This is a genomic window from Pseudomonas sp. P129, assembly GCF_020312195.1.
Lineage (GTDB): Bacteria > Pseudomonadota > Gammaproteobacteria > Pseudomonadales > Pseudomonadaceae > Aquipseudomonas > Aquipseudomonas fragariae.
This window is the reverse complement of the sequence record NZ_JAGPYS010000025.1, coordinates 1-12283: the sequence shown is the minus strand read 5'-3', so window position 1 is coordinate 12283 and position 12283 is coordinate 1. Positions and strand designations below refer to the sequence as shown.

10 protein-coding genes and 5 pseudogenes are annotated in these 12283 nt (G+C 47.5%); all 15 read right to left on the bottom strand.

Translation table 11 applies throughout. From position 1 onward, the window contains the following. Window positions 1-361 precede the first annotated feature (361 nt). Window positions 362-970: an SMI1/KNR4 family protein gene (locus KBY02_RS25870; RefSeq protein WP_225650861.1), complete on the bottom strand. Its 609-nt coding sequence runs from the start codon at window positions 968-970 to the stop codon at window positions 362-364. Continuing rightward, window positions 970-2004 (bottom strand): annotated as a pseudogene (locus KBY02_RS25865) (RHS repeat-associated core domain-containing protein); the annotation flags it as partial. The pseudogene KBY02_RS25865 and the gene KBY02_RS25870, both read right to left, overlap by 1 nt. Before the next feature lie 58 nt (window positions 2005-2062). After that, entirely contained in the window at window positions 2063-2485 is a 423-nt protein-coding gene (locus KBY02_RS25860) for an NTF2 fold immunity protein (protein ID WP_225650860.1), read from the bottom strand. An 8-nt stretch (window positions 2486-2493) separates the two neighbouring features. Further along, window positions 2494-2820: a DNA/RNA non-specific endonuclease gene (locus KBY02_RS25855; RefSeq protein WP_080311196.1), complete on the bottom strand. Its 327-nt coding sequence runs from the start codon at window positions 2818-2820 to the stop codon at window positions 2494-2496. A 96-nt stretch (window positions 2821-2916) separates the two neighbouring features. Beyond that, window positions 2917-3294: a hypothetical protein gene (locus KBY02_RS25850; RefSeq protein ID WP_003405200.1), complete on the bottom strand. Its 378-nt coding sequence runs from the start codon at window positions 3292-3294 to the stop codon at window positions 2917-2919. After that, window positions 3284-5341, bottom strand: a pseudogene (locus KBY02_RS25845) (RHS repeat-associated core domain-containing protein); the annotation flags it as partial. The gene KBY02_RS25850 and the pseudogene KBY02_RS25845, both read right to left, overlap by 11 nt. 438 nt (window positions 5342-5779) lie before the next feature. After that, complete coding sequence (locus KBY02_RS25840) at window positions 5780-6223, bottom strand: DUF6386 family protein (protein ID WP_003396849.1); 444 nt, start codon at window positions 6221-6223, stop codon at window positions 5780-5782. A gap of 11 nt (window positions 6224-6234) precedes the next feature. Further along, window positions 6235-6972, bottom strand: a pseudogene (locus KBY02_RS26310) (RHS repeat domain-containing protein); the annotation flags it as partial. A 27-nt stretch (window positions 6973-6999) separates the two neighbouring features. Next, window positions 7000-7380 (bottom strand): hypothetical protein, encoded by a 381-nt coding sequence (locus tag KBY02_RS25830; RefSeq protein WP_080267668.1) that lies wholly within the window; start codon window positions 7378-7380, stop codon window positions 7000-7002. A 337-nt stretch (window positions 7381-7717) separates the two neighbouring features. Next, window positions 7718-7908: pseudogene (locus KBY02_RS25825) on the bottom strand (RHS repeat-associated core domain-containing protein); the annotation flags it as partial. Window position 7909: 1 nt separating this feature from the next. Continuing rightward, window positions 7910-8838 (bottom strand): annotated as a pseudogene (locus KBY02_RS25820) (type IV secretion protein Rhs); the annotation flags it as partial. 35 nt (window positions 8839-8873) lie between these two features. Then, entirely contained in the window at window positions 8874-9524 is a 651-nt protein-coding gene (locus KBY02_RS25815; RefSeq protein ID WP_024660390.1) for a hypothetical protein, read from the bottom strand. A gap of 4 nt (window positions 9525-9528) precedes the next feature. Then, window positions 9529-10995 carry an RHS repeat-associated core domain-containing protein gene (locus KBY02_RS25810; protein WP_318654163.1) on the bottom strand — a complete coding sequence of 489 codons (1467 nt, stop codon included), beginning with the start codon at window positions 10993-10995 and terminating at the stop codon, window positions 9529-9531. Between the two features lie 320 nt (window positions 10996-11315). Further along, window positions 11316-11735 carry an NTF2 fold immunity protein gene (locus tag KBY02_RS25805; RefSeq protein ID WP_080267654.1) on the bottom strand — a complete coding sequence of 140 codons (420 nt, stop codon included), beginning with the start codon at window positions 11733-11735 and terminating at the stop codon, window positions 11316-11318. Between the two features lie 8 nt (window positions 11736-11743). Next, on the bottom strand, window positions 11744-12283 hold a 540-nt coding region (locus KBY02_RS25800; RefSeq protein WP_225650859.1), incomplete at its 5' end, for an RHS repeat-associated core domain-containing protein.

Genomic DNA, 12283 nt, shown 5'->3' with positions numbered 1-12283 from the left:
CTGTATCTGTGACAGTTTTTCAGCGGGCAGGGTGGTTGCGTATTGCCAGGTCTTGCGCCCCAGTGCGTCATAGCCGAAGCAACTGGTGAGTTTGTTTTGGGTGCGATAGTCCCAATACTCATGTCTCTGATCAGTTGGCGTTTGGGATTAAACTGCCTTATTAGAGCCACTGCCAAGCTACGATTAAAAATAAAGCTATATCTTTAAGAGGAAATAAATCTAAATTTTTAAAGATCGCTAGCATTGCTTCTCAAAATAAGCTGAGCCAGTTGGCATTTATGTAATTGTTACCTTTATGGAGCAAGTGTGAGAAAACAATAAAATTTACTTTGAGTCCGCATGTTAGTGCTAGCTTTTGAAATCAGGGGTTTGATGAGAATCTAACAAATTGCCTGTGTAATTTTAATGCGGATTTATACTTAATAAGTTTCACATTTTCTGAGATGATCTCATCTTTTTTTTCTAGTTTTTTAGTTAGCAGTGCTATTGAATAGTCTAAATTAAAATCTTTTTTGATTTTCAGCACGTCAGATGCTTTTGGCTTGCTCTCTGCAACTGAAACTATGTTGCCACTATCACTATCACTATCACTATCACTATCTACATCAGCCATCGCGTAGGCAGTTAGCTGTTCAATGGAGTCAAAGACTTCAGCGTCATTAATAAAGGGATCTCCAGACCCTATAAAGTAGAATTTCTCCAAGCCTTTTTTGGGGATTAATATTAATCCGCCTCCAGAGTCATCTCCTATCAAAATGTACTCGGGGAAATTTATATCTATTTCATATGTTTTATTACGCTCGACAATTTGATCAGTAGGATAAATTACGATTTGATCTTCTAATACCGCACCATTGCATTCAGGCCAAAATTTTCTCAACCAGTTTTTTTCTGAGATTCCTAACTCTTTGCAGATGGATTCTATTTCATTTACGTTGGCAGGGCTGTTCTTTTCAGTGAAAGATATCATTAATCAAATGCTCCCAAGGAATCAAAGTATTTATATGATCTGCTCGCAGCTTTCTTTGCTGCGCTAGGACTAACTCCAGAGTCTATTAGCTCTTTGTATGCGGTTCCAAACTCTTCCTTGATGGTTCCGTTAAATCCACCCAATCTGCGTCTGGTTCGTTGAAGTGATGAAACAATAGCGTGTGATTCTCCAGAGGAACTCTTTAATAAAACTGCTGGCGCCGCGTTACGCTTATATCCTGCTACATTCCTCTTTGCCCACTCATCCTGAATAAAGTGGTGTGACTGAACTGATTTATCACTGGGGATGTTTTTATTACCAGGCGCTCTGTTTAGGCCCGGTGATAAATTGCCATGGGCATCGACGTCACCTGATTTATAGCCCTCCGGACGATTGCAAGCCCATCCCCATGGATCAACCCACGCTGTGGGATTTGGAACATATTTGTAAAGGTTATCCCCCCCAGCCAACCCAATCGGATCCTGCATAATAAACCGCCCAATCTCCGGATCGTAATACCGAAACGTGTTGTAGTGAAGCCCCGTCTCGACATCGAAATACTGACCCTGAAACCTCAGGTTCTGCTCGACCTCGTTCACCACCAGCTTCTCAATCGCCCTCCACGGCCTATATTTGGCCTGCCAGACGATCTGCCCTTCGGCGTCGGTCATCTCCAGCGGCGTACCAATCTGGTCGGTGTGGAAGTAGTAGACCTTGTTCTCTACCTCGCCCTCTTTCTCATCAACACGGGCCAAAGGCGCATAGCTACCAGGCTCATACAGATACAAGCTGCTTTGTTCCGGGCTTTCTTCACGCAGCAAGCGAAGGCCTTGCCAGAGAAATAGTCGATGGTCGGTCTGCCCCTTGATCTCCCACTGTTCGCCAACACGCCTGCCCAAGCTGTCGTACTGGTAGCTGCTGGTGCTTTCCACCTGGCTGTTGGCCATGGTCTCGGTTTTGACCAGGCGGTTTTCGCTGTCGTAGGTGAAGGTTTGCCAGCGCACGATGCCGACGATTTTCTCGGTCGGTCTGCCCTACAAGTAGTATGTGCATTGGCAAGTTTATTATTGATTTAGTCAGCATTTTAATGCTTCAAAGTGCAGTTTTTTTCCAGCTATCTCCATTTTTTGTTTCTTTTTTTATTATCTTGTAGGATCCATCTATTGGTTTTAAATAAAATTTATAGATGGCTTTTAGTCTGGCTGTCTGTTGAACTACTATTGTATGCGTTTTTCCTGAAAGCACAGGGGTAGCGATATCGTCCCGGTTAGGGTCATATGTTGGCGGATGCCCACACCCTAAATCTACTAGACGCGCCCAGCTTCTCTGATCAGGAATAGAAAAGTTTTCGAGTATATCAGCTAGAACTGTCTTGTATTTTTCTTCGCTCTCACCGGTGTCAAGCCCTGCTTTTATGAGTTCCATCTGTTCTTTATAAAATTTTTCTTCCCAGTCACGCATGGCACCCATAAACTGCTTTAGTGTGTCTACTGCATCTATATTCTCTTTGCTCATGAGAACTCTCAATTATTGAACATGTCTGATAGGACGGTATGACCATTTTGATAAACGTCATAGAGTATTTTGGACGGCCTCGTATTAGAAGATCCATACACAAACCTAATGTCAACGTCTACTGGGCCGTTAGTTTTGACGTAGTTTGCTATCTCACCCTCAAAATCTCTAAATAAGCCTCGATTGGTTCTTGATAGCTGCGGAAACACCCCATCCTTACCACCCGATCCACCAAGAAGCTTAGCGATTATGTGACCAGCATCATCGTCCGGATTGCCAAGGCTTCTCGCCCAACTCCGGGACGACGCGTTTGTCGCAGTTCCGCCTTTTTTGATGTCGGCCTTGGTAATCGTAGCCGTTGCTTCATACTACGCCAACTTCAATTCAGTAGCTGTTTTAACGAGGTCTTGATGGGCTCTATATACCTAATGTTAAGTGCTTTTAGTAGCGGTTGACATTGCATGTATAACGCTGTTGAATTTGCGGTCGATTATTAAAACTAGAATATTGTTTTTCACTTTTTTAGCGATCCAGCTGACCGGGTGGTCTGGTGCTAATTTCTCTAACTTGAGCGTGCATTCTTTTGCTCCGTAGAAAGTTCTGCCGCTTTTCTCGAGAGTGCCTATTCTGTAATCTACAATTTGTCTCATGCTTGAGCTGCTATCCACATTATAGATGTCAAGATTTAACCCGTTTATGAATTCAACACATGCCTTAGCCTGCTCTAGGACTTTGGCTGTGTGCATATCTATGTCGTCAGATTTTAATATATTTTCAATGGTTTCTTGGTTGATTGTTTTAAAGTTCATTTGGGTTAAAAACCTCTAGTTTAGACCGGACTCCTTTAAGCAATAGCTCTGATTCACCCCAGTCGTCTGGAGATAGCTCCCAATGCCAGTTATCTCCTGGCTTGGGCGCGCCTGTAGGTGTGCCGAGAATCACACCACCTGGGCCATCTTTATTTGCCCACCATTTAGCGATTTCTAAATCCCTTGTCCATGAAGTGTAAGGGCTGACGTCTGATACGGCACCATAGTTGTGTTCTGATGGAGTGATTGTGCTATCAGCTTTTGCAGGTTTAGCTATGCCTTTCCGAGCATCATCAATAGCTGGATGGTTGGCGCTCACTCCCCGGAACAGTTCGCAAGCCCAACCCAGAGCATCAGTCCATCGAATTGGATTAGGCGCATACTGATAGAGATTCACACCCCCAGCCAACCCAATCGGATCCTGCGTAATAAACCGTCCAATCTCCGGATCGTAATACCGAAACGTGTTGTAGTGAAGCCCCGTCTCGACATCGAAATACTGCCCCTGAAACCTCAGGTTCTGCTCGACCTCGTTCACCACCAGCTTCTCAATCGCCCCCCACGGCCGATATTTGGCCTGCCAGACGATCTGCCCTTCGGCGTCGGTCATCTCCAGTGGTGTACCAATCTGGTCGGTGTGGAAGTAGTAGACCTTGTTCTCTACCTCGCCCTCTTTCTCATCAACACGGGCGAGCGGCGCATAGCTGCCGGGCTCGTAGAGGTACAGGCTGCTCTGCTCAGGACCCTCTTCACGCAACATCCGCAATCCCTGCCAGAGAAAGCGTTTCTGGTCGGTCTGCCCTTTGATCTCCCACTGTTTGCCAACGCGCCTGCCCAGGCTGTCGTATTGATAGCTGCTGGTGCTTTCCACCTGACTGTTAGCCATGGTCTCAGTTTTGACCAGGCGGTTTTCGCTGTCGTAGGTGAAGGTTTGCCAACGCACGATGCCGACGATTTTCTCGACCAGGTTGCCCCACGCGTCGTACTTGTATTCGTGGTTGCTCCATTTTTTGAGGCGGTTGTCTTTGACGCGGTCGAAGCGGCTGGTGTTGAAGTTCAGGCGGTTGCCAGCGGCGTCGTAGCGGAATTCTTCACCGTCGAAACGTTTTTCGGGGTTGTGTTCAAGCAGGCGGCCGTTGGCTTCGTACTCGTAGGTGACCTCGCCACGCAGTTTGTCGAGGGTGCGGCTCAGTTCGCCGGCCGGGTCGTATTCGTAGCGGCGATGGAGCGGGTTGTAGGCGTGCTCGACGTAGCGCTCTGGCTTTATGAGCGGGTTCTGGATCTGCGACAGTTTTTCCGCGGGTAGGGTGGTTGCGTACTGCCAGGTCTTGCGCCCCAGAGCGTCATAGCCGAAGCAACTGGTGAGCTTGCCCTGGGTGCGATAGATCTCGCGGTGCAGGTCGTCGCGCTCCATGTCGCTGATCAGTTGGCCATCCAGGTTCAGTTGATGCAGGTGACCGCTACCGTAATACAGGTGGTTCAGGTGCTGGCCGGTGGGAAGGGTCAGCGTGGTCAGGTTGCTGAGCGGATCGTACTCGTAGGCCAGCGCGCCCTGAGGCGACGATTCCTGTGTCAGGCGGCCCAGAATGTCGTAGGCAAATTCCAGTTTTTCAGCCGTGACACCGAGTTTTCTGCCACCGTCGGTGGGTGTGCGCTGAATGGACAGCAGGCGGTCGCTGTCGTCGTAGGTGAAATCCTGACGGGCGTCGTCGTTGAGTCTGGCCAGCAAGCGGCCAATCGGGTCGCGCTCGAAATGCGTGCTGCGTTGTGGTCGCTCACCTTTTTCGCTGTAGCCGATTTCCTCAACCTGAGTCAGTTGACCGCCGAGGTTGTAGCTGAAACGGCGGGTCAGTTGGTCGATGCGCTTTTCTTCGATCAACCGGTCGGAGTCGTCGTAGGCGAACGTGTAGGTGGCGTCGTTTTCATTGATTAGCGCGGCAAGGCGCAGGGCTTTGTCGTACTGGTAGCCCACGATCAAACCCTTGGGGTCCTGGCGTCTGATCGGCAGGCCACGGGCGTTGCGGTACAGCGGGATGATCTGGCCTTGCGCAGCACTTCTCCGTTGGGTTTACGTTGCAGTGCATAGGTTGTCGATGAGGTAGACAGAACTTTCTATTAGGGTAAAAAAACATTGTCGTTGTGCAATAAGCCAGGGCAATATTAACATTGCCTCGATCTAAATTGGATTTTTAAAGATCATATTCCGCAGATAATAGGAGCTATATCGTTGCGCTGGGAGATATAAAGACTATCGTCAAAGAGTGCATCAAATAAGATGTCCTAAAATTTCTCTTGGGCTAATCATGGTTTCTGCTTTTCTAAGTTGATGTGGTATTTATCAGGGCAAAAGGTTGGTAAAAGCCCGCGTGCCTAAAACCCCAATAAATCTCTTTGCCATGGCTGCTTTTTGATTTGATGCTTTCACTCTCTCCCTATTCCTGAAGTCTGAATTTATTTATATTTTAGGCTCCGTGTTTTGACAGTTTTATATTCGTATAGGCTCTTTTATAGAGTTGTATTTTTCTAGTGTTGGGGTAAAGCAGAGCTCTATTGTATTGCCTGCTCTAGCGAACTTCATGCTGTAGTCGCCAGGAGCGAATTTTAAAGTTTTTCCTTGTATAACATCAGATCCATCTGGCTCAAGATCTCCCCCTGACGTATCCTCTCCGGCTCCAATAAAAACTTGGCCCGACGGGAAATGTAGATTTAATGCACCTGTTTCATTTTCGATGTTATCCAACAATTTAATAGTGTAGTCGCCGTCATCTCCTAAACCAAGAAAGGCAATGTTACCTTTGTTTGTCTCAAGAATCTCATCCTCCACAATGCTCCACCAGTCAGGAGAATCAGAGACTCTATGCTTAATTGCATCAATGTCAAATATTGAAATAGTTGCAGTGTCTGTAAAAACAGAAAACTCTTTTGACATATAGGTATACCTCAATTAAAAATGATTGAAATGATTGAAATGATTTTATCATCAGGCTTTAATCCTGCTTTTCGGCCTGCGTTTTTCAAAGAGCTACCAACATTTTTATTGATTGATTCATCAAGCATCTGCAACCGTTGTGTTGAGGAGCCGCCTACTATCAAATTTATAGGGTGATCAGCATTAATTTTTGATAAGTTTGGAGGCTGCCCGTACATTCTCTCAAAGCGTGCAGTCACCGCTTTTCTGTATGATCCCTGGAGCGAGGATATTCTAACATCATGAGTGCCAGGCGACCATACAAGGTCTCCTCTGGCAGCTGCCCTAGTTAATGCATTTTGCTTTTTCGCAAATTGACGCTCAAGAACGCTTGGCTCAGCGACAGATAGACTTGGATTGTTCAAAATCTTCGGTTTATTGACATTTAGGGCGGTCGAACATGACCATCCTAATGGATCAATCCAACCAATCGCGCTCGGCGCATATTGATAGAGATTATCCCCACCCGACAACCCAATCGGATCCTGCGTAATAAACCGTCCAATCTCCGGATCGTAATACCGAAACGTGTTGTAGTGAAGCCCTGTTTCCACATCGAAGTACTGCCCCTGAAATCTCAGGTTCTGCTCGACCTCGTTCACCACCAGCTTCTCAATCGCCCCCCACGGCCGATATTTGGCTTGCCAGACGATCTGCCCTTCGGCGTCGGTCATCTCCAGCGGTGTACCGATCTGGTCGGTGTGGAAGTAGTTTAATTGCGCTAGCTATATAAGCAGTCAATCTTTTATTTTTAATGACATGCAGCCATCAATTTCAAAGCTTTCAGAGTTTATTATAAATATCACGAGAAAATTTTCTATTTCTAATGGTATCCAGCTTCGCAATGCCTTATCTTTTGAGGCTTCCAGCGAGGCTGCACATAAGTCTGCGCCATTAAGTAGGCGCCCTTGCGATGCTAGGTTTTTGGCCCTGAACTCTATGATGGATTTTAGAGTGTTTTTATTTTGATCATCATAGGCAGATATCTCCGGAGGTATTGGAAAAACAGTATCAGATATCCTTGATTTTTTTATTAATTCACTTGTGATGGGGTCACAAGAGTTCGAATTGAAAAACGATTTGAAGTCGACTTTTTTTATGATGTCTTTAGAATTCATTTGGATTGAATACCTCAAGTCCTGAGCGATTTCCTTTCAGTAGTATCTCCATCTCGCCATACCTATCTGGAGACAACTCCCACGACCAGCTATCTCCAGGCTTGGGCGCTCCTGTCGGGGTGCCTAATACAACCCCGCCGGGGCCTTCCTTCTCCGCCCACCATTTAGCTATCTTAGGATCTCTTGTCCAAGATGTATACGGGCTATCCTTAGAGGCACCTCCCCGATTGTGTAACTCAGGCGTTATATCGCTATTGGCATTACCTGGCTTAGCTATACCATTTCTTGCATTTCCGATCTCAGGATGGTTGGCACTCACTCCCCGGAACAGTTCGCAAGCCCAACCCAGAGCATCAGTCCATCGAATTGGATTAGGCGCATACAGATAGAGATTATCCCCCCCACTCAACCCAATCGGATCCTGCGTAATAAACCGCCCAATCTCCGGATCGTAATACCGAAACGTGTTGTAGTGAAGCCCCGTCTCGACATCGAAATACTGTCCCTGAAACCTCAGGTTCTGCTCGANTGGAAGTAGTAGACCTTGTTCTCTACCTCGCCCTCTTTCTCATCAACACGGGCCAGCGGCGCATAACTGCCGGGCTCGTACAGATACAGGCTGCTCTGCCCAAGACTTTCTTCACGCAACATCCGCAATCCCTGCCACAGAAAGCGCTTCTGGTCTGTCTTACCCTTGATCTCCCACTGTTTGCCAACGCGTCTCCCCAGGCTGTCGTATTGATAGCTGCTGGTGCTTTCCACCTGACTATTAGCCATGGTCTCGGTTTTGACCAGGCGGTTTTCGCAGTCGTAGGTGAAGGTTTGCCAGCGCACGATGCCGACGATTTTCTCGATCAGGTTGCCCCACGCGTCGTACTTGTATTCGTGGTTGCTCCATTTTTTGAGGCGGTTGTCTTTGACGCGGTCGAAGCGGCTGGTGTTGAAGTTGAGGCGGTTGCCGGCAGCGTCGTAGCGGAATTCTTCGCCGTCGAAACGTTTTTCGGGGTTGTGTTCAAGCAGGCGGCCGTTGGCTTCGTATTCGTATGTGACTTCGCCACGCAGTTTGTCGAGGGTGCGGCTCAGTTCGCCGGCCGGGTCGTATTCGTAGCGGCGATGGAGCGGGTTGTAGGCGTGCTCGACGTAACGCTCTGGCTTTATGAGCGGGTTCTGGATCTGCGACAGTTTTTCCGCGGGCAGGGTGGTTGCGTACTGCCAGGTCTTGCGCCCCAGAGCGTCATAGCCGAAGCAACTGGTGAGTTTGCCCTGCGTGCGATAGATCTCGCGGTGCAGGTCGTCGCGCTCCATGTCGCTGATCAGTTGGCCATCGAGATTTAGTTGATGCAGGTGACCGCTGCCGTAATACAAATGGTTCAGGTGCTGGCCGGTGGGAAGGGTCAGCGTGGTCAGGTTGCTGAGTGGATCGTAGTCGTAGGTCAGCGCGCCTTGGGCGCAATGTTCTTAGCCAGCCGCCCCAATTAACCTACGGTGTAATGTTAATCAGTTAGCTGGCTATTAAGATAGCTTTCTAATAGCTCTAAATCAAAATTATTGTCTTTAATTATTTTCTTGTTAGAGAGTATTTTCTTAAGTAAATCTTTTTTGGGGATTTTTGGGTTTTGCATAATGGCGCAATGTATAAAAATAGCAGGGTATGCATAAATACTTGGGGCGTCATTTACGTCTTGAATTGTGCGTTCGCTTGCAATTATGCAACCTGCGATTTTTGGTATGTAATCTTCTTCGATAATTTGTCTGATATGCTTGCTTATAGCGACGGCATCTTCAGGAGTCGGTGTTTTTAATACGCCACCGCTCACCAGTGTGAGTTTCTTATCTTCTATTTTTAATGTGGTATAAGAGCTGCACGCTTTGTTCAGTAAGTTGCTTTTATAGGGGGCGATAAAATTTGCGGTGCATTCGTAAATAGGTCCGCCGAAAACGTGCCAGCCGAGATAGTAGCCATTGGCGTTGGTAAGGTGTTCCAAATAAAGCTCGGCAACATATGCTTTTTCAAACTTAAACTTTAGTTTGTTTTTAGATGCTAAGATTTTTATCTTGTCTGTGCTGATTGACTTGGAGGTGCTGATGGCTTTAAGCTCTTTTAATAGTTCGTTTTCAAATATTTTTCTATTTTCCAAGCTCATAAAGTTACCTATATTTTAATATGCTAAAGATCGCATTGTGAGTTGCTCCTTTGCCGCCCAGTTCAATGCCGCGCTGCCCTTTAGTGTCAACTTTAAAAGTCCCTGCAATTCCTTTTGATTGCTTGATCACCCCCCCGCCTAAGTGAATAGTGGTATTGGCAGGTGTGGACATATTGTATATGCCTGCTGCTTTTTGGTTTTTTGTGAGCCCGCCTGATCTGTGTTTTACTTCAAATACGTGAATTACACCATTTTTATCTTTGGCCACGAAGTCCGCACGTATTCTGCTACCGTTAACCGTCATTGTCAGTTCTTCTGCAAGAACCTCGTAATTATTGCGCTCAAGATCACGCTTGGCTTTAAGTCGTCCTTTTTCACCACTTGCAGCACTCTTGCACAGACCCCAAGGATCAACCCACCCATAAGGATTAGGCGCATACAGATAGAGATTATCCCCACCACTCAACCCAATCGGATCCTGCGTAATAAACCGTCCAATCTCCGGATCGTAATACCGAAACGTGTTGTAGTGAAGCCCCGTCTCGACATCGAAATACTGTCCCTGAAACCTCAGGTTCTGCTCGACCTCGTTCACCACCAGCTTCTCAACCGCACCCCAAGGCCTATATTTGGCCTGCCAGACGATCTGCCCTTCGGCGTCGGTCATCTCCAGCGGCGTACCAATTTGGTCGGTGTGGAAGTAGTAGACCTTGTTCTCTGCCTCGCCCTCTTTCTCATCAACACGGGCCAGCGGCGCATAACTGCCGGGCTCGTACAGATACAGGCTGCTCTGTCCCGGGCTTTCTTCACGCAGCAATCGAAGGCCTTGCCAGAGAAATAGTCGATGGTCGGTCTTACCCTTGATCTCCCACTGTTTGCCAACGCGTCTGCCCAGGCTGTCGTACTGGTAGCTGCTGGTGCTTTCCACCTGACTGTTAGCCATGGTTTCGGTTTTGACCAGGCGGTTTTCGCTGTCGTAGGTGAAGGTTTGCCAACGCACGATGCCGACGATTTTCTCGACCAGGTTGCCCCACGCGTCGTACTTGTATTCGTGGTTGCTCCACTTTTTGAGGCGGTTGTCTTTGACGCGGTCGAAGCGGCTGGTGTTGAAGTTGAGGCGGTTGCCGGCAGCGTCGTAGCGGAATTCTTCGCCGTCGAAACGTTTTTCGGGGTTGTGTTCAAGCAGGCGGCCGTTGGCTTCGTATTCGTAGGTGACCTCGCCACGCAATTTGTCGAGGGTGCGGCTCAGTTCGCCGGCCGGGTCGTATTCGTAGCGGCGGTGGAGGGGGTTGTAGGCGTGTTCGACGTAGCGCTCTGGCTTTATGAGCGGGTTCTGAATCTGCGACAGTTTTTCCGCGGGCAGGGTGGTTGCGTACTGCCAGGTCTTGCGCCCCAGTGCGTCATAGCCGAAGCAACTGGTGAGTTTGCCCTGCGTGCGATAGATCTCGCGGTGCAGGTCGTCGCGCTCCATGTCGCTGATCAGTTGGCCATCGAGGTTCAACTGGTGCAGGTGACCGCTACCGTAATACAGGTGGTTCAGGTGCTGACCGGTGGGAAGGGTCAGTGTAGTCAGGTTGCTGAGTGGATCGTAGTCGTAGGTCAGTGCGCCCTGTGGCGACGATTCCTGCGTCAGGCGGTCAGTTTCTCGGCAGTGATACCGAGTTTTCTACCGTCTCTGGGCTTAAGCTCCAGTGTAGTTGTTTTGTTTGATTTTTTAAGGAGCAGATTTTTAATATCCAGAATAATGACTATGTTTTCAATGCCAACAAATTGACAATGTTAGGACAAATTTTAAAGTGTCGATTCTTGCCATTTCCCACTGCGTAGAGTCTCCTTTTTTCTAATCATCCATCCTGATTGCGAATTGACTAAAGTGAATTTAAAAGACGCCTCAAGTCCAATAGATTGCTCAACTATAAAAGAAGCTGAATGCTCGCTTTCTTTGTCCATTTCGATTTGGTCTCTTATAGGGTCATACATTGTAGGCTCTCCACACGCCAAACCCTCTAATCGTGCCCAGCTTTTCGGTGACTTTATTGAGTGTTTTTGCAAAATTTCCTCAAGTCTTTTTTTATAGTATTCACTGCATGGCTTTGTATCAGTGCCTTTTTCTATTAGAGAAAATTTTTCGCGAAAAAAACTACTTTCCCATTCGTTCATGTCGCCTAGAAACTGTATTAGCACATCAAGGGGTTTAGATTTTTTTTCCATGGGTGCCTCTAATTATCAAATATATTAAATAGTACACGCTTGCCGTTTTGTGAAACATCGTACAATATTTGGTCTGGGCGTGTTGGAGACTTTCCATATACAAATTTTATATCGACGTTTACAGGGCCTTTTTTTAGTACATACTCAGCAACGTCCTTTTCGAAGTCTCTAAAAAGCCCTCTGTTAATTCCCGGAAGTTGAGGGAAGACACCATTTTTTCCTCCAGCTCCACCGAGTAGCTTAGCGATTATGTGACCAGCATCATCGTCCGGATTTCCAAGACTTCTCGCCCAACTCCGGGACGACGCGTTTGTCGCAGTTCCGCCTTTTTTGATGTCGGCCTTGGTAATCGTAGCCGTTGCTCGCAAAGGCTGTCCTGCGGTTCCTCGGGTAACACTCGCATTGACGCACCAGCCTAACGGATCAACCCACCCATAAGGATTAGGCGCATATTGATAGAGATTATCCCCACCACTCAACCCAATCGGATCCTGCGTAATAAACCGCCCAATCTCCGGATCGTAATACCGAAACGTGTTGTAGTGAAG